This window comes from Saccharopolyspora galaxeae (assembly GCF_016526145.1).
Lineage (GTDB): Bacteria > Actinomycetota > Actinomycetes > Mycobacteriales > Pseudonocardiaceae > Saccharopolyspora_C > Saccharopolyspora_C galaxeae.
The window spans coordinates 209,136-225,384 of sequence record NZ_JADDUE010000006.1 but is presented as its reverse complement, the minus strand read 5'-3'; the positions used below and the strand labels follow the sequence as shown (position 1 = coordinate 225,384).

The following is a 16,249-nucleotide window of genomic DNA, read 5'->3' as shown; positions in this document are numbered from 1 at the left end:
CGTGACAGCGCCGCTTCAGCACGGGTCGACCACGCGGGACAGGAAGTAGATCGCGCCGGTCTCGCGGTGCCGGACCAGGAACAGGAACGGGCGGTCCACCCGGACCCGGATCGGGTCCTCCTCCCGCACGATCGCGGTCAGCCGCATCATCGCCGCGGTCGCCGCCGCGCCCTCGAAGCCCGCTTCGTCGACGCGCAAGACCGCCTGGTGCACGACCGTCGAAACCTTCAGCGGCTCGTCGGTGAGCGGGGTGAAGTCGGCGGCCGGCGTGAACAACCGGCGCACCCCCAGCTCACCCAGCGGGCCGCTGAGCTCGGCCTCGCCGGTGACGGAGAACCGCGGCAGGTGCAGCTCCACCCGCTGTTGCCGGCTCGCGGCCAAGAGCGAATCGAGCGCGTCCGCGGTCAGCTGCGGCTCGACCGGGCCGAGCTCGCCGTCCGGCAACAAGACCACGACCTCGACATCGCCCGCGGCGGGCAGCGTCAGCGCCTGCCAGCCGTCCGCTGCTGCATACCTCATTCGGCGGGTGGCGGTCATGGTCGGGACGTCGCGGTCCCCTGCCGGGGCATGGAACGGCTGCTCGGAGGTCGCCTGGGTGTCGAACGCCTCGTGCCAGGCCACCTTCAAGTACAGCGCGTTGACCAGCGCCGCGACCGTTTCGGCATCGACGGTTCCGGGATCCAGCAGCTCCGGGATCAGATCCCTCGTCGTCTCGGCGACGTCGCTGTTGATCCGCTGCCGGGCCTGCTCGGGATCGACGCGGAACGGCGCGGTGCGCACGGCGTTGCCCGGCCATTCCTTCAGGGTCTCGAGGAAGGACTCGCGCACCAGCAGCTCGTCGTGCGCCCACAGCGTGTTCGCGACCGCCAGCACCGGATCTTCGCCGGGGCCGGAGGCGGTGAGTTCGGCCGCCCCGGACAGCAGCCGCCGCAGGCCGGTCGGCTCATCGCCCGCGCGCAACGCCGTGAGCACCTCAGCGCGGGTTTCGCCGCCCGCGGCCGAAGCGACCAGGCCGAGCGCGCTGGCGACCGAGTAAGGCGACCAGCAGAACGCTCGGTCCGGTGGCGGAGCCAGGCCGTGGTGCAGGGACAGGCTGAAATCGAGGTGTTCGCGCACGGCCGGCTCCGTTCGGCGTGTCGGCTTCACTGCGGAACGCCGAGTCTGCCACTTCCGCGGCCCGCGCGGTCGCGCGCTCCGGTCGGTGATCTCATTTCAGCCGGTGCAAGGCCATGCCGCTGCACATCCGGCGGGCCGGGCCGTTCGGGGTGCGGTCCGGCCCGCCGGTGCTCACCGCACGGATTCCTCGATGTCGGACAGACCCATCAAGCGCAGTTCCTGGGCGATGTACTCGGCCGCGCGCCGCGCTTCGGGATTGCGCCAGCGCAGGTCCTTCACCCAGTCCGCGAGGTCGTCGGCATTCACGTACGGCTCGCCGTCGACGACGAGCTTCTGGATGTAGTGCCGGTTCGGCATCGGGGATCTCCTTGCGGCACGGGGACGGTTCGGGGGACCGCGCCGCACACACAGCAGCCGGCCGTTCGGGTCGGGGGGCCCGAACGGCCGACACACCGGGTGAAGAGTATGCCGTACCTGGCAAGTGGATACCGCCCGTTCGGGCGTACTTCACACCAGACTGGTTTCGCTGCGTACATGACGTGCATGCCAAGACACCGCCTGCGCATCCGTCAGCGAAGCCACCTGATCCAGCACCACCCGCAATCCGGCGGCGTGGCCCGCAGCGGCGCGCCACGCCGGGGCGAACGCCGGGTCCAACGCCTCCGGTGCCCGGTCGGCCAGCGCCGGCACCAGCTCGGCCAGCAGCTCCCGCTGCCGAGCCTGCATCCGCAACCGCTGCGGATCGCTCAGCACGTAGTGCACCGCCACCGCCTTGAGCACCGCGACCTCGGCAACCACCTGCCGCGGCACCACGAGTTCGGCCGCGTACCGGGTCAACGGTCCCGGCCCGAACGACTCGACGGTGCCGGTCACCGCGGCCGAGGTGAACCGTCCGACCAGTTCGCTGGTCAGCCGCTTCAGCCCGGCCTGCGCGGGCAGCGTCGCGTCGTAGTCCGCCACCGCCGCCACCGCAGGCAGCCTGGCCAGTTCACCGGCGGCCTCGTCCAGCTCACCGGCGTCGCCGTCCGGCCAGAAGTGCTTCGCGGCCAGCCGCACGATCTCCGCGCGATCATCCGCGCCGGACAGTTCGCGCAGCGAGATTCGGCCCGAGTGCACGCCGTCCTCCACGTCGTGCACCGAGTACGCGACGTCGTCGGCCCAGTCCATGATCTGCGCTTCCAGGCAGCGCTGCTGCGGGACCGAAGCCTGCCGCAGCCAGCTGAACACGTCGAAGTCGTCCGGGTAGACGCCGAACTTGACCATCCCGGGGCGTCGCGGCCACGGGTACTTCGTGGCCGCGTCCAATACGGCGCGCGTGAGGTTCAGGCCGCTGCCCTCACCCGACTCCCCGAGCAGCTTCGGCTCCAGGCGGGTCAGGATCCGCAAGGTCTGCGCGTTGCCCTCGAAACCGCCGCAGGAATCGGCCAGCGCGTTCAGCGCCTGTTCGCCGTTGTGCCCGAACGGAGGGTGCCCGATGTCGTGCGCGAGCCCTGCGGTGTCCACCAGGTCCGGGTCCGCGCCGAGCGTCGTGGCGATGCCCCTGCCGATCTGGGCGACCTCCAGCGAATGGGTCAGCCGGGTTCGCGGGACGTCGCCTTCCTCCGGACCCATGACCTGCGTCTTCCCGGCGAGTCGACGCAGCGCCGCGGAGTGCAGCACGCGGGCGCGGTCCCGCGCGAACGGTGCTCGGGTCTCCGGCCGCGAGCCCGGCAGCGCCGCGCGCTTCGGCGGTTCGGGCAGCAGCCGCGCCACGTCGTGCTCGTCGTAGCCGGGTGGAAGGGGGTTCATCGCGCCCAGCGTAGTGCGCGGCACCGACGAGCAGCCGCGATCAGTCAGCCGAGCTGCGTGCCCGCCACATCGGACGGGGCGTGGGTGAGCCGGTAGTACAGCAACCCGCCGGTCTCCCGCACGATGTACTGGAACTGGGTCTCGCGGGTCTGCACCATGGGCCCGCTCCTGGTGGGCGAGGCCCAAGCCTTCAGCCCGGCATCGGAGGCCATCGTCCTGGCTCGCATCGAGTGCCACGGGTCGCTGACGATCAGCGTGGAATCCCAGCCGCGGCGCTCGGCGATGCCCGCCACGGCGCGAACGCTGCCGAGCGTGTCGCTGCCGGTCTCCACGTCGGTGAGCTTCGAATCCGGCACGCCGTGCTCGGCCAGCCACATCCGACCGGCCTGCGCCTCGGTGTACTCGTCGCCTTCCTGCCTGCCGCCGACCGTGACCACGTGCTCGGTGAGGCCCTGCCGGTAGAGCTCCAGCGCCTGGTCCAGCCGCGCGCGCAGCACCGGGGTCGGCTTGCCGTGGTATTGGGCGGCGCCCAGCACCACGATCATGTCGACCGGTCTGCGGTCGTCCGTGCGCGCGACCTGCCAAACGCGGACACCGGCACCGATGAGCACCAGCAACGCCACCAGGACGGCACCGAACAAGGCGCGCCGCAGGACCCGGCCGGGACCGGGACCTGAGCGGCCCGCACGCACATCAGACATCGAACTTCCCCGGGTGGGCGGCGTCAGCAGCCGACGAGGCGGACGGCGAGATACTCCTCCAGCTTGTCCATCGCCACCCGCTCCTGCGCCATCGTGTCCCGCTCGCGCACGGTGACCGCGTGGTCGGACAGCGAATCGAAGTCGACCGTCACGCAGAACGGAGTGCCGATCTCGTCGTGCCTGCGGTACCGGCGGCCGATCGCGCCCGCGTCGTCGAACTCGATGTTCCAGTTCGTCCGCAGCTTCGCGGCGAGGTCGCGGGCCTTCGGCGAGAGGTCGGAATTGCGCGACAGCGGCAGCACCGCCGCCTTCACCGGCGAAAGCCTGCGATCCAGCTTGAGCACGGCGCGCTTGTCCACGCCGCCCTTGGCGTTCGGCGCCTCGTCCTCGTGGTAGGCGTCGGTCAGGAACGCCATCATCGGGCGCCCGACACCCGCGGCGGGCTCGATCACGTACGGCCGGTAGCGGGAATTGCTGGCCTGGTCGAAGTAGGACAGGTCCACGCCGGAGTGGTTCGAGTGCGTGGTGAGGTCGAAGTCGGTGCGGTTCGCGATGCCTTCCAGCTCACCCCACTCGTTGCCCGCGAAGCGGAACCGGTACTCGATGTCGACGGTGCGCTTGGCGTAGTGCGAGAGCTTGTCCTTGGGATGCTCGTAGTGGCGCAGGTTGTCCGGGTTGACGCCGAGGTCCGTGTACCACTTCGTCCGGGTGTCGATCCAGTACTGGTGCCACTGCTCGTCATCGCCCGGTTCGACGAAGTACTCCATCTCCATCTGCTCGAACTCGCGGGTGCGGAACACGAAGTTGCCGGGGGTGATCTCGTTGCGGAACGACTTGCCGATCTGGCCGATCCCGAACGGCGGCTTCTTGCGCGCGGTGGTCACCACGTTCGCGAAGTTCACGAAGATGCCCTGCGCCGTCTCCGGGCGCAGGTAGTGCATTCCCTCGTCGCTCTCGACCGGACCGAGGTAGGTCTTGAGCATCATGTTGAACTCGCGCGGCTCGGTGTACTGGCCGCGGTTGCCGCAGTTCGGGCACGGCACATCGGACAGGTCGCCTTCGGCGATGTCCTTTCCGGTGCGCTCGGCGTATTCCTCGACCAGGTGATCGCCGCGGAACCGGTGGTGGCAGGAAGTGCACTCCACCAGCGGGTCGTGGAAGGCGCCGACGTGCCCGGAGGCCACCCAGACGTCGCGGGGCAGGATCACCGAGGAGTCCAGGCCCACCACGTCCTCGCGGCCCTGCACCATCGCCTTCCACCACTGGCGCTTGATGTTGTCCTTCAGCTCGACGCCGAGGGGTCCGTAGTCCCACGCCGACCTGGTACCGCCGTAGATCTCCCCGGACGGGAAGACGAAGCCACGGCGCTTGCAGAGGTTGACGATCGTGTCGATCTGGTCGGCGGGCACGGTCACTCCGGAATCTCGGGTCGAAGATTTCGACGGTCTGCTGCGGGGTTTCGGGGGTCGTTCCAGGTCGAACGCCCGGGGGTCCCGGGCCCAGCGGTACCGCCTCGGCCGGTCCGGCCGGGAAGCCGCGAAGGTGATCTCCGGCTTTCCCGCCGACCGCACCGCGGGCAGCGGTGGCGTCCTGGGGTTTTCCAGCGTACCGATGCGGCCTGCCGCATCGGTGGGCCCACCCGGATCTACGAGGCCACCCGATCGGGCATCGTCCGGGAACCTGCCGGATGGCCGTTGCGGTGCGCTTTCGCCACGGACCCTGGCACCGTCGATGTGCTCGTGCGCGCGGCCGCGAACTCGCCCGCGCACCTGCACAGCCGTCCGCAGCGGCAGCCTCCCGCGAGGTGCCGACGGGTTTCCGGTGCCCCGTAGAATGGCGCAAGGAGAGCACCGCTGTTCCCAGGCCACCCCGGACCGGGACGCCCACAGGCCGGAGATCGCCGGCCGGGACGCACCACCCGGGCCAGCCGGAAAGGACGTCATGCCCGCCAGCCCGGACCCCCTCGCCGAACCGGCCGGAGCCGACGCGGCCGGGTGCACGTCGGAGGGCGCGGCCGCGCCGGACGCGGCCCCGGCGGCGGACACCGGCCACCCGGACCACGCCGAGGACCACGTCCACTCCCCGGAGCGGGAAGCTCCCCGGCTCGCGCCGGTCGAGGACCAGCAGACCCTGGTCGAGGCCGGCGAGCTGCTGCGCGCACTGGCCGCGCCGGTGCGAATCGCGATCGTGCTGCAGTTGCGCACGGCCGAGCGCTGCGTGCACGAACTGGTCGACGTACTCGGTGTCACGCAGCCGCTGATCAGCCAGCACCTGCGGGTGCTGAAGTCGGCGGGTGTGGTGTACGGGCAACGGCACGGCCGGGAAGTGGTGTACCGGCTCGTCGACGAGCACCTCGCGCACATCGTCGCGGACGCGGCCACGCACGCCGAGGAGCTCTCCGGGGCGCGCCCCCGGGGACGCGGGACGCCTCCGCCACCAGAGACCCGACAGGATACGGAGACAGCGTGACCATCGGCGAGCGCTCCGCGGCCGGTGTGCCGGGACTGCGGGCCACCAGACAACGGGCGGCGGTTTCCCGGCTGCTCAGCGAGGTCGACGACTTCCGCTCCGCGCAGGACCTGCACGAGCAGCTGCGCAGGCAGGGCGAGGGCATCGGCCTGACCACCGTGTACCGCACGCTGCAGACGCTGGCCGACGCCGGGGAGATCGACGTGCTGCGCACCGACTCCGGCGAGGCCATCTACCGCCGGTGCTCGACCGAGCACCATCACCACTTGGTGTGCAGGCATTGCGGCCGCGCCGTCGAGGTCTCCGATCCTCCGGTGGAGGACTGGGCGGAGCGGATCGCCCGCGAGCACGGCTTCACCGACGTGGGGCACACCGTGGAGATCATCGGCATCTGCCCGAACTGCGCTTCGGCCGAGTGAACCCGGTAGGCCGACGGCGCCTTCCGCGCTGAACCAGGTCGGCGTGCTGTGCATCGCGATCACCTCCGTTCGCGCCTCGCCGTGCCGTGGAGATCAGTACTCGTAGGGGTTGGGCGGAGTCGGTATTCCGTGCACTGCGGTGATGTCGACGGTCGGCACCTGACCGTTGGCCTCGGTCGCGCTGCCGGTCCGCAACGCGCCGGTCACCTCGATCCAGGTGTCGGCCGGGGTGTTCGCCAGCGCCGCGGCGGCGGGCCCGGACAGGTCGACGAGCACCGGTGCGGCGTCCGCGGCGCAGCAGCTGATCCGCATTCTGGCCAGCCGGGTGCGTCCGAAGTCGTCATCCGGGTGCACCACGAACCCCTGCAGGCGAACAGCCCGGTCGTCGAGCGAACCGCTGGTGTCCCACACGACGCGGGTTTGGAATTCCGAGACGGTCAGCAGCGGGGCTTCGCCCGGGGGCAGCGGCCCGAACAACGAGCCGGTGCCGCTCGGCCGCTGCGGGACGGCTGCGGGCTGCCCGGCGCGGCCTATCGAATCGGAGCCGAGCGCGGGCGGGCCGACCAGGAAGATCGCGAGCACCGGTAGCAGCAGCATCCACGGGCTGCGGGAACGGTGCTCATGGCCGGCGCTCACGTGGCCGGGTTCCGCCGCGACAGCCGCGCGGTCGCCGACAGAACCACCAGCGGGCTCGACGCCGACTGTTCCTTCCGCCGTCGCACCAGCAGCGAAAGCGGCGGCGTGCCCGCTCGGGGACTCCGCGCTCTCCTCGGAACGACCGGCCGCGTCCGCGTGCACCACCGCGCCTGATCCGGCCGAGCCGTCGGCGGCTCGGGTGCAGACCTGTGGCGTCGACTCTCCGCTCGATTGCCGTCTCGGCGGAGCGGATTCGGCCGCCCCGGCCCGGATGTCCCGCCAGATCGCGGTGCCCGCCAGCGCCACCATGACCACCCCGGCCAGCACCAGCCAGGGCAGCAGTGACGGCTTCACGTAGCGCAGGTACACGCCGGTGAACGCGATTTTCAGCAACGCGCCGCCGAGCAGCACCAGCAGCAGGTTCTGTGTCTCCCTGCGCATCACGCACCTCCCAGCAACAGCGCGCCCACCAGCACCGAGCAGGCGATCGCGACCAGCAACGTGGCAGGCGCGAAGCGCGCGGCGAACGCGCGCCCGAACGTGCCCGCCTGCAAGGCGATGAGCTTGATGTCCACCGCGGGGCCGACCACCAGGAACACCAGTTTCGGCAGCAGCGGCAAACCGGCCATCGAGGCCGCCACGAACGCGTCGGCTTCGCTGCACAGCGCGAGCACCACCGCCAGCAGCGCCATCACCAGCACGCCCAGCACGAGCTGCCCGCCCAGCGAGCGCATCCACTCCGCGGGCACCAGCACGTTGAACACCGCCGAGGTGAGCCCGCCGAGCACCAGGAACCCGCCGGCCTCGACCAGGTCGTGCCGCGCGGTCTCGGTGAACACCGCCCACCGCCCACCGCTCGGCTCGCGGACCTCGGCGCGCCTCAGAGCTCGTTCGGCGATCCACTCGCCCTTGCCGACGCGCAACCACAACCAGCCCATCACGCAGGCGGTCAGCAGCGATCCGAGGAAGCGCGCCAGCACCATCACCGGCTCGCCGGGGAACGCGACCGCGGTGGAGACCAGCACGATCGGATTGACCGCGGGTGCCGCCAGCAGGAACGCCAGCGCCGCGGCCGGTGCGATGCCCTGCTGCATCAACCGCCGCGCCACCGGCACGGAAGCGCATTCGCAGCCGGGCAACGCGATGCCCGCGAATCCGGCAACCGGAACCGCAGCAGCGGAGTTGCCGGGCAACAGCCTGCGCATGGCGCTCGGCGGCACGAACGCCGCGATGGCTCCGCTGATCAGCACTCCGAGCACCAGGAACGGCAATGCCTGCACGCACACCGCGACGAACACGGTGGATCCGGTGCGCAGCCCCGGCACATCGAGCAGTCCGCTGATCGGCCCCTGGAACAGCAGGGACGCCAACAGCAGGGCGCAGAGCACCTCCAGCGAGGTGATGCGGCGGCGAGCTCGCTCCGGCACGCGGCCGGCCGAGCGGGAGGTCGTGGTCACCGGCTCATCGTGCCAGCGAGAACTGATAATCGTTCGCACCTGGCGCCGACCGGCCGCACCGATGATCACTTGATCGAGTTCACGTGCCTCCCGTTCGGCCGATCATCGGGCACTCGGAGTGCGCTGAGATCGTTGTCCAGCTCGCCCATCCGGCCGCACGCACCCCTGAACCCGGTGAGTCCGAATCTGATCGATCCGACACGCCCGCGTGTGTCGGACGCATCCGGCGAATCTCGCTGCGCGCGGCGAATTCCCGCAGCTCAGCGGATGGGAGACCGGCTCAGTCCACCGGGGTGTCCTCTTCGACCTCGGTGAGCAATTCCCCGCGCAGCTGCGAAGCCGTCGACACCACCAGCATCAGCAGCGTGCCCAGCGGCTGCGCTTCCATGCCCTCCGCGGGGAAGGCGTAGCGCAAGGTCACGTCCATGCCGCGCTCGGTGCGGACCACGCCGAGCGTGCCGAACAACCCCTGTCCGGCCCGCTCCGCCGCCGATTGCGCGAGCTTCTCGCTCAACGGCAAGTCCCACGCCACCACGCAGGTCAGGCTGAGCACCGTCAGCCCATCGGCGAGCTGCATGGCCTGCACCGCGCACGGCACGTCACCGTGGCGCAAGGTCAACGCGCCGTCGTCGTCGACGCTCACCTCGTGATAGGTCTCCAGCGCCTCCTTGGCCGCGGTCAGCAGCTCGGCGGTAGTGGCGGCCTCCTGGGTCATGAGATGCCCTCCTGGGCGGTAGCGGTGCTGCCCTCCTCCTGCGCAGCACGGTCGATGGCACCGCCGAAACGCCGGTCCCGGCCCGCGTACTGCTCGCACGCGCGCCACAGGTGGCGGCGGTCCACATCGGGGAACAACGTGTCTTGGAACACCAACTCGGCGTAAGCGGACTCCCAGAGCAGGAAGTTGGAGGTGCGCTGCTCCCCGGACGGCCGGATGAACAGATCAACGTCGGGCATCTCCGGCTGGTAGAGATGCCGGGCCACGGTCCGCTCGTCCACCTTCTCTGGATTGATCTTGCCCGCGGCGGCCAACCGGGCGATCTCGCGCGCGGCGTCGCCGACCTCGGCCCGGCCACCATAGTTCACGCACATGGTCAGGTTCAGCACCTCGTTGCCGCGGGTGCGCTCCTCGGCGGACTGCAGCTGGTTGACCACGCTGCGCCACAGCTTCGGCTTACGGCCGGACCAGCGGACCCGCACGCCCAGGTCGTCGAGCTCGTCCACCCGGCGGGCGATCACGTCCCGGTTGAAGCCCATCAGGAACCGCACCTCTTCCGGGCTGCGCTTCCAGTTCTCGGTGGAGAAGGCGTACAGCGACAGCCACTTCACGCCGAGCTCGATGGCCCCCTTGGCGAGTTCGATCACCACCCGTTCGCCCTGCTTGTGCCCTTCGATGCGCGGCAGCCCGCGCTCGTTGGCCCAGCGGCCGTTGCCGTCCATCACCACGGCGATGTGCCGGGGTACGAGATCGGCGGGCAGGTCCGGCGGCTCCGCCCCGGAGGCGTGCGGGTCCGGCGGCTTCACGCTGGGGTCGTCGGATCCGCGCCCTCGGCGTCGCAGCATGGTGCCTTCTCCTTCGTGTCTGCGGCGGTCGTCCATTCTCCCGGACGCCCGCGTCACCCGTTCAGTGGTCTCCCGTAGCGGACCTCGACCCGGTCGTCCGAAGGCAACCGCACCATCCCGGTCCGCCGGTAGAACGCCTGCGCACCGGTGTTGCTGGTGCGCACTCCGAGCTGCACACCGGGCGAACCGGCCCACGCGAGCTGGTGGAACACCGCGTGCAGCAGCTGCTTGCCCGCACCGCGCCCGCGGGCGTGCGCGAGCAGGTTGATGTGCAGGTGCGAGGGATAGCGGTCCAGATCCGCGGGAAGCATCAGTCGCGGCCGGTGCAGGAACGCCCGCAACTGGCTGTCGGCGTTGCGGCTGTCGATGTTGCGGCTCGCGGGATGCGTGGCGGCGAAGCGCGGTGACCATTCGAGCTGCCAGCGCGCGTAGAACTCCTCGGTGTGCAATGCCGCCACGACGTAGCCGAGGACCCGGCCACCGGATTCGGCGACGAACGCCAGCTCCGGGTGCAGCAGCACGTACGGGTCGGCGAAGACGTAAGCGACCAGATCCGGGTCCTGGAGGATCTGCTGTGCGGGCTCACCCGCGTCACCGGTGGCGACGCAGATCCGGTGCACCGCCTGGGCGTCGCACGGACGCCAGCTGCGCACGATCAACCGCTGGTCCCGTCGGCGGTTTCCGCATCGGCGACGTCTGCGGTCCCGCCCAGCGCGGCGGCTCGTTCGCGGATCAGCTCCGGAACGTGCTCCTGGCGCTCCACCAGCGGCAACGAGCGCAACTGCCGCTCCATGTGCCACTGCAGGTGGGCCGCGACGAGGCCGCTGCCTTCGCGCCGCACCGGGTTCGCGGCCTCCTCGGCGGCGGGCCAGTCGCCGTGCAGCAGCGCCTCCAGCAGCGGCAACGTCTGCTGCGCCGGACGCGCGGAACCGGCGGGTCGGCAGTGCACGCACATCGCGCCACCGCCCTGCACGTTGAACGCGGAGTGCGGCCCGGACTCGCCGCAGCGGGCGCATTCGGACAGCGCAGGCGCCCAGCCCGCATAGGACATGGCGCGCAGCAAGAACGCGTCCAGCACCAGCGAAGGATCGCGTTCCCTGCCGGACAGCGCCCGCAGCGCGCCGACGACCAGCAGGTACAGCCGCAGCACCGGCTCCCCTTCCTCCGCGGCGAGCCGGTCGACCGTCTCCAGCACCGCGCAGCCCGCGGTGTAGCGCTGGTAGTCGTCGACGATGTGCACGCCGAACGCGTCGAGCGTCTGCACCTGCGTGATCACGTCCAGCGTGCGCCCGGTGTGCAGCTGCACGTCGACGTGGCAGAACGGCTCCACGCGGGCACCGAAGCGCGAGGTCGTGCGCCGCACGCCCTTCGCGACCGCGCGCACCTTGCCGTTGCGGCGGGTGAGCAGGGTGATGATCCGGTCGGCCTCACCCAGCTTGTGCACCCGCAGCACGACGCCGGTATCCCGGTAAAGGCTCACTACCCAATCGTCGCACTACTGGGCTACGCGGCGGCTGCGGGCGTCCGGCCGCGGGGCCGGTGCAACACCCGATTTGAACGATCCCGTCCCGTGATCGCGCAACCGGCTGATAAGAACAGGTCCGTCCCGCGCATCGGGGCACGAGCCCGGCCGGAGCTGGCGAGAGGAAAGCATGTCCAACCCGTACGACCCGCAAAATCCGTACAACCCGCAGAACCCGTACCAGAACCATCCCCAAGGGTTCCAGCAGAATCCGCACCAACAGCCCTCGAACAACGGGCTGTCGATCGCCTCGATGGTCGTCTCGCTGGTCGGGCTGGTCTGCTCGCTGGGAATCGTCCTCGGGCCGCTCGGCGTGATCCTGGGTCACGTCGCGCTGGGCCAGCACAAGAGGAACCCGATGCTGCGGGGTCGTGGGATGGCGTTGGCCGGGGTGATCATCGGCTGGGTCGTCATCGTCCTCTGGGTGTTGCTCGCCCTCGGGCTCTACGGGGCATCAGCCGGCTATTTCGGCCCCGAAGTCCAGCGAGAATTCTGGTCGTGACGGCGCGCTAGGCGCGCAACGCCTCGAACCCGGGAAGGTTCCGCACGACACCCCACGCGAGAACCGTCCCGGCCAGGGCGTAGGTGAGGAATCGGCCGGTCCGTCCGGCAGGCCAATGTCGCGATGCCCGGCCGAGTTCTTCCCGGGCCATCGCGATCAGGACGGCACCCGCCAACGGCAGGACCACGACGAGTGCGAAGAGGTTCAAATCCGCGGCCAGCGCCACGTCGCCCTGCAACAGCGCGCCGATCATCCGGCTGCCGCCGCAGAAGGGGCAGTCCAAGCCGGTCAGCGCGAGCAACGGGCAGGGCAACGGCAGCCCGGTGGTTCCGAGCACGAGCGCGGACGCCCCGGCACCGGCGATCAGGCCGGTCGTCCGGGGCATCCTGCGAAACGTGTCGATGATCACCACTGCTGCGGCGGCTGTCCGTAGCCCTGCTGCGGGTGGCCACCGGTCTGCGGTGGGTAGCCGCCCTGCTGCGGATAACCGCCGGGTTGCGGGTAGCCGCCCTGCTGCGGGTAACCACCCTGCTGCGGGTAGCCGCCGGGCTGCTGCGGATACCCCGGCTGCTGGTAACCGGCCTGCGGGTAGCCCGGCTGTGCCGGACCGCCCGTCCCCGGCGCCGGAACCACGACGGAACCGACGATCTTGTCAGCGAATGTCTGCCGCTTCTCGTCCCACAGCGGCCAGAGGAAACCGATGTAGCAGGCGATTGCGTCCAGGACATGGGCCAGCTGGCGCAAGAAAGCGTAGCCGAACCCCAACGGCCGCCCGGTCTGCTCGCTGAGCGTCGTGATCTTGGCGACCTGCTGGCCGAGCGACTGCCCGGTGGTGCCGCGGCGATAGCAGCTGTTCCAGATGACGAACGCGGTCAACGCCAGCGACGCGACGAGGTTGATGACCTGCATGGTCGTGGCGGTCCCCTGGTCGCCGGACAGAGCCGCGCCAACGGCCACGCTCATGGTGACCCCGCTGATCACGCCGACGATCAGGCCGGGAACCAAGGCGTCGATGAGGTACCCGAGCGCCCGCTGTCCCCAGTGGGCGTAGTTCTCCGGATTCGGCTGCCCGTACCCGCCGGGCGCCCCGTAGGGAGCTTGGCCGTAAGGCGCGGGCGCACCCGGCTGCGGCATCGGCCCGGACTGCGGGTGCTGCTGAGGCTGCGGACCCGACTGCGGATATGGCTGCTGCCCGTAGGGCTGTTGGGGCTGCGGACCGGACGGCGGACCGCCATGCGGGTTCGTCACTGCAATTCCTTCGGTCAAGAGATCAAACGCGGCAGCCGCCGCGGCGGTTGATCGGAAAACTACCCGAACGAGTGCTCCAGCCGCGGGTGTTCGAGCAAATCGCCCGACCTGCCCGAGCCGACCCCTCGACCAGCGGAATCACCGATCAGAAGCCCAGCCGCCGCAGCTGCTTCGGGTCGCGCTGCCAGTCCTTGGCGACCTTGACGTGCAGGTCCAGGTAGATCTTGCTGCCCAGCAGCGCCTGGATGTGCTTGCGCGCGCGGGAACCCACCTCGCGCAGCCGTTCCCCGCCGCGGCCGATGACGATCGACTTCTGGCTCTGCCGCTCCACGTAGACGATCGCGTGCACGTCGAGCAGGTCGTCGCGATCTTCCCGCTCGTTCATCTCCTCGATGCCGACCGCCAGCGAGTGCGGCAGCTCGTCGCGCACGCCTTCCAGCGCCGCTTCCCGGATCAGCTCGGCGATCAGCGTCGTCTCCGGCTCGTCGGTGAGATCGCCGTCCGGGTACAGCTGCGGCCCCTCCGGCAGGTGGCCGACGAGCAGGTCGCTGAGCGTGTCCATCTGGTAGGAGTCCACCGCCGATACCGGCACCAGGTCGGCGAACTCCAGCACCTCCTGCAGCGCCACCAGCTGCTCGGCGACCTGCTGCTTGGTCGCCAGGTCGGTCTTGGTGACCACGCCCAGCACCGGTGTCCGCTTGGCGACCTTTGCCAGCTGCTCCGCGATGTAGCGATCGCCGGGGCCGACCTTCTGATCGGCGGGCACGCAGAAGCCGACGACGTCCACCTCGGCCCAGGTCTCGTACACCAGGTCGTTGAGCCGCTGACCGAGCAGCGTGCGCGGCCGGTGCAGCCCCGGGGTGTCGACGATGATCAGCTGCGCGTCCTCGCGGTGCACGATGCCGCGGATGGCGTGCCGGGTGGTCTGCGGCTTGCTGGAGGTGATCGCCACCTTCGAGCCGACGAGGTTGTTCGTCAGGGTGGACTTGCCCGCGTTGGGGCGGCCGACGAAGCAGGCGAACCCGGAGCGGTGCGCGTCTGGAGTGCTGGTCACCCGCTCATTGTCCCGACCGCCGGATGCCGCGGCCGAAGCGGCCCTGCTCAGCGCAGCACTCCGGCGACCTCGCCGCGGCCGTCCGCGCGCAGCAGCGGCGCGGAAGCGGACAGGTCGCGCAGCGCGGCGGCGGATTCGGCGGAGATCTCGGCGGCGTCGGTGACGACCGCGGCCGCCTCCAGTCCTTCGGCACCGCTGGCGACCGCCGCGGCCACCGCCGCCTGCAACGCGGTGAGCTGCAACGACGGGAGGGCTACGGTGCACGCGGCGTAGGTGCGGCCGTCGGTGTCGCGCACCGCGGCTCCTTCGGCGGCACCGGTGCGGGCACGCGCCGAACGGGCCAGCGTGACGATCTTGGCGTCCTCCGCGTCCAGCTCCGCCGGGGCCGCGGTCTCCTGCTCAGCCACGGGCACTGCTTCCTTCCTGGTCGGCACCGCTGTCGCCGTCCTGCTCGGCCGCCTGGCCCGCGCGCTGCGGTGCGGTCTCCCCGTTCGCGCGGCGAACGAGCAGAGCGTTGATCCGGATGCGGCCGCGGTGGTCCTTGCCGCCCTCGGCGCGCAGCCGCAAGCCTTCCAGCTCGGCTTCCGCGCCCGGCAGGGGGACCCGCCCGAGGCGCTGGGCGAGCAGACCGCCGACGGTCTCCACCTCGGAACCGTCCAGTTCCACGCCGAACAGTTCGCCGAGGTCCTCCACCGGCAGCCGGGAGGACACCCGGACCGTGCCGTCGTCGAGGTGCTCGATCGGCCGGTGCTCCTCGCGGTCGGACTCGTCGGTGATCTCCCCGACGATCTCCTCCAGGATGTCCTCGATGGTCAGCAGGCCCGCGGTACCGCCGTACTCGTCGACGGCGATCGCCAGGTGGCTGCGCGAGAGCTGCATCTCCTTGAGCAGTTCGTCCAGCCGCTTGGTGTCCGGCACGAAGCTCGTCGAGCGCATCAGTTCGCCCACGCCCGGACCTGCCTGGCTGAGCTCGCCGCGTTCCACGATCGCCCCGGTGAGGTCCTTCAACGTCACGATGCCGACGATGTCGTCGACGCTGTCCCCGATCACCGGCACCCGCGAGAACCCGGAACGCAGGCACAGCGCCAGCGCCTGCCGCGCGGACTTGGTGCGCTCGATCCAGATGATCTCGGTGCGCGGCACCATCACCTCGCGGGCGATGGTGTCGCCGAGCTCGAACACCGAGTGGATCATCTCGCGCTCGCCCGCGGCGACCACGCCGCGCTCACCGGCCAGGTCGACCAGTTCCCGCAGCTCCACCTCGGAGGAGAACGGGCCTTCCCGGAAACCGCGGCCGGGCGTGATCCCGTTGCCGACCAGGATCAGCAATCGCGTCAGCGGGTTCAGCAGCCGCGCCAGCACCCGCACCGGCGCCGCGACCAGCAGCCCGACACCGTAGGGGTGCTGCCTGCCGATGGTCCGCGGGCCGACCCCGACCAGCACGTAGGACACCACCAGCATGATCGCGATGGCGATCAGCGCGCCGAGCCCGTCGGCGATCTCCAGCCGCAGGATCACGACCGTGACCAGCACCGTCGCGCCCATTTCGCAGGCCAGCCGCAGCAGGATCAGCAGGTTCACGTGCCGCGGCCGGTCCTCCAGCACCACGGCCAGCCGCTCGGCCCCGCCGCGGCCCTCCCGCACCAGCTCGTCCACGCGGGCGCGCGAAGCCGCACCGACCGCGGAATCGGCGGCGGCGAACAACCCCGCCGCCAGCACCAGGACAACCGCCCAGATCAGCAGAACGGTCGAACTCGTGAACACGGTCCCAGCCTTC

General features: G+C 70.7%; 19 protein-coding genes and 1 pseudogene. 3 read left to right on the top strand and 17 right to left on the bottom strand.

The features are described 5' to 3' along the window. Positions 1–15: 15 nt before the first annotated feature. The 5 genes from INP57_RS15855 to INP57_RS15835 form a co-directional block, all read right to left on the bottom strand. Complete coding sequence (locus INP57_RS15855; RefSeq protein ID WP_200070989.1) at positions 16–1,116, bottom strand: serpin family protein; 1,101 nt, start codon at positions 1,114–1,116, stop codon at positions 16–18. Positions 1,117–1,287: 171 nt separating this feature from the next. Beyond that, on the bottom strand, positions 1,288–1,473 hold the full coding sequence (locus INP57_RS15850) for a hypothetical protein (RefSeq protein ID WP_200070988.1): 186 nt from the start codon (positions 1,471–1,473) through the stop codon (positions 1,288–1,290). A gap of 150 nt (positions 1,474–1,623) precedes the next feature. Then, positions 1,624–2,904: a deoxyguanosinetriphosphate triphosphohydrolase gene (locus INP57_RS15845; protein WP_200070987.1), complete on the bottom strand. Its 1,281-nt coding sequence runs from the start codon at positions 2,902–2,904 to the stop codon at positions 1,624–1,626. Between the two features lie 44 nt (positions 2,905–2,948). After that, positions 2,949–3,605, bottom strand: coding sequence for a YdcF family protein (locus tag INP57_RS15840; protein WP_200070986.1), 657 nt, complete (start codon positions 3,603–3,605; stop codon positions 2,949–2,951). 23 nt (positions 3,606–3,628) lie between these two features. After that, positions 3,629–5,014, bottom strand: a complete 1,386-nt coding sequence (locus INP57_RS15835; RefSeq protein WP_200070985.1) for a glycine--tRNA ligase — start codon at positions 5,012–5,014, stop codon at positions 3,629–3,631. Positions 5,015–5,546: 532 nt separating this feature from the next. On the opposite strand from INP57_RS15835, the gene INP57_RS30205 reads away from it, so the two are divergent. Further along, positions 5,547–6,074 carry an ArsR/SmtB family transcription factor gene (locus INP57_RS30205; protein WP_304611155.1) on the top strand — a complete coding sequence of 176 codons (528 nt, stop codon included), beginning with the start codon at positions 5,547–5,549 and terminating at the stop codon, positions 6,072–6,074. Continuing rightward, positions 6,071–6,493, top strand: coding sequence for a Fur family transcriptional regulator (locus INP57_RS15825; protein WP_200070984.1), 423 nt, complete (start codon positions 6,071–6,073; stop codon positions 6,491–6,493). Before INP57_RS30205 ends, INP57_RS15825 begins: the two co-directional genes overlap by 4 nt. Positions 6,494–6,586: 93 nt before the next feature. Here the strand turns inward: INP57_RS15825 and INP57_RS29605 are convergent, their stop codons facing one another. The 7 genes and pseudogenes from INP57_RS29605 to recO all read right to left on the bottom strand — a co-directional run bounded on the left by INP57_RS29605 (position 6,587) and on the right by recO (position 11,626). Beyond that, positions 6,587–7,291 carry a TIGR03943 family putative permease subunit gene (locus INP57_RS29605; RefSeq protein ID WP_374220950.1) on the bottom strand — a complete coding sequence of 235 codons (705 nt, stop codon included), beginning with the start codon at positions 7,289–7,291 and terminating at the stop codon, positions 6,587–6,589. A 96-nt stretch (positions 7,292–7,387) separates the two neighbouring features. Next, a pseudogene (locus INP57_RS29600) lies at positions 7,388–7,570 on the bottom strand (TIGR03943 family putative permease subunit); the annotation flags it as partial. Further along, positions 7,570–8,586: a permease gene (locus INP57_RS15815; RefSeq protein WP_200070982.1), complete on the bottom strand. Its 1,017-nt coding sequence runs from the start codon at positions 8,584–8,586 to the stop codon at positions 7,570–7,572. The pseudogene INP57_RS29600 and the gene INP57_RS15815, both read right to left, overlap by 1 nt. 280 nt (positions 8,587–8,866) lie before the next feature. Then, complete coding sequence (locus tag INP57_RS15810; RefSeq protein ID WP_200070981.1) at positions 8,867–9,301, bottom strand: hypothetical protein; 435 nt, start codon at positions 9,299–9,301, stop codon at positions 8,867–8,869. Beyond that, on the bottom strand, positions 9,298–10,146 hold the full coding sequence (locus INP57_RS15805; RefSeq protein WP_200070980.1) for an isoprenyl transferase: 849 nt from the start codon (positions 10,144–10,146) through the stop codon (positions 9,298–9,300). Before INP57_RS15805 ends, INP57_RS15810 begins: the two co-directional genes overlap by 4 nt. A gap of 53 nt (positions 10,147–10,199) precedes the next feature. Further along, the gene (locus INP57_RS15800) at positions 10,200–10,799 is read right to left on the bottom strand and encodes a GNAT family N-acetyltransferase (RefSeq protein ID WP_295144614.1); all 600 of its coding nucleotides are present in this window, start codon (positions 10,797–10,799) and stop codon (positions 10,200–10,202) included. Between the two features lie 2 nt (positions 10,800–10,801). Further along, entirely contained in the window at positions 10,802–11,626 is an 825-nt protein-coding gene (gene recO / locus INP57_RS15795; RefSeq protein WP_200070979.1) for a DNA repair protein RecO, read from the bottom strand. A gap of 172 nt (positions 11,627–11,798) precedes the next feature. Between recO and INP57_RS15790 the strand changes: the two genes are divergently transcribed. Then, positions 11,799–12,170, top strand: coding sequence for a DUF4190 domain-containing protein (locus INP57_RS15790; RefSeq protein WP_200070978.1), 372 nt, complete (start codon positions 11,799–11,801; stop codon positions 12,168–12,170). Positions 12,171–12,177: 7 nt separating this feature from the next. On the opposite strand, the gene INP57_RS15785 is transcribed toward INP57_RS15790, so the two are convergent. From INP57_RS15785 to INP57_RS15765, 5 genes are all read right to left on the bottom strand, one after another. Continuing rightward, on the bottom strand, positions 12,178–12,555 hold the full coding sequence (locus tag INP57_RS15785; protein WP_200070977.1) for a DUF2752 domain-containing protein: 378 nt from the start codon (positions 12,553–12,555) through the stop codon (positions 12,178–12,180). A gap of 20 nt (positions 12,556–12,575) precedes the next feature. Next, positions 12,576–13,418: an RDD family protein gene (locus INP57_RS15780; RefSeq protein ID WP_200070976.1), complete on the bottom strand. Its 843-nt coding sequence runs from the start codon at positions 13,416–13,418 to the stop codon at positions 12,576–12,578. Between the two features lie 145 nt (positions 13,419–13,563). Next, the gene (era, locus tag INP57_RS15775) at positions 13,564–14,472 is read right to left on the bottom strand and encodes a GTPase Era (RefSeq protein ID WP_200070975.1); all 909 of its coding nucleotides are present in this window, start codon (positions 14,470–14,472) and stop codon (positions 13,564–13,566) included. Between the two features lie 47 nt (positions 14,473–14,519). Then, the gene (locus tag INP57_RS15770; RefSeq protein WP_200070974.1) at positions 14,520–14,879 is read right to left on the bottom strand and encodes a cytidine deaminase-like protein; all 360 of its coding nucleotides are present in this window, start codon (positions 14,877–14,879) and stop codon (positions 14,520–14,522) included. Then, positions 14,872–16,236: a hemolysin family protein gene (locus INP57_RS15765; RefSeq protein ID WP_200070973.1), complete on the bottom strand. Its 1,365-nt coding sequence runs from the start codon at positions 16,234–16,236 to the stop codon at positions 14,872–14,874. Before INP57_RS15765 ends, INP57_RS15770 begins: the two co-directional genes overlap by 8 nt. Between the last annotated feature and the right edge of the window lie 13 nt (positions 16,237–16,249).

What these genes read in the sequence shown, in the direction of transcription:
- INP57_RS15850 (WP_200070988.1), bottom strand. Translation starts at nt 1,473, where the DNA reads ATGCCGAACCGGCACTACATCCAGAAGCTCGTCGTCGACGGCGAGCCG.
- INP57_RS15845 (WP_200070987.1), bottom strand. Translation starts at nt 2,904, where the DNA reads ATGAACCCCCTTCCACCCGGCTACGACGAGCACGACGTGGCGCGGCTG.
- INP57_RS15840 (WP_200070986.1), bottom strand. Translation starts at nt 3,605, where the DNA reads ATGTCTGATGTGCGTGCGGGCCGCTCAGGTCCCGGTCCCGGCCGGGTC.
- INP57_RS30205 (WP_304611155.1), top strand. Translation starts at nt 5,547, where the DNA reads ATGCCCGCCAGCCCGGACCCCCTCGCCGAACCGGCCGGAGCCGACGCG.
- INP57_RS15810 (WP_200070981.1), bottom strand. Translation starts at nt 9,301, where the DNA reads ATGACCCAGGAGGCCGCCACTACCGCCGAGCTGCTGACCGCGGCCAAG.
- INP57_RS15805 (WP_200070980.1), bottom strand. Translation starts at nt 10,146, where the DNA reads ATGCTGCGACGCCGAGGGCGCGGATCCGACGACCCCAGCGTGAAGCCG.
- INP57_RS15790 (WP_200070978.1), top strand. Translation starts at nt 11,799, where the DNA reads ATGTCCAACCCGTACGACCCGCAAAATCCGTACAACCCGCAGAACCCG.
- INP57_RS15785 (WP_200070977.1), bottom strand. Translation starts at nt 12,555, where the DNA reads ATGCCCCGGACGACCGGCCTGATCGCCGGTGCCGGGGCGTCCGCGCTC.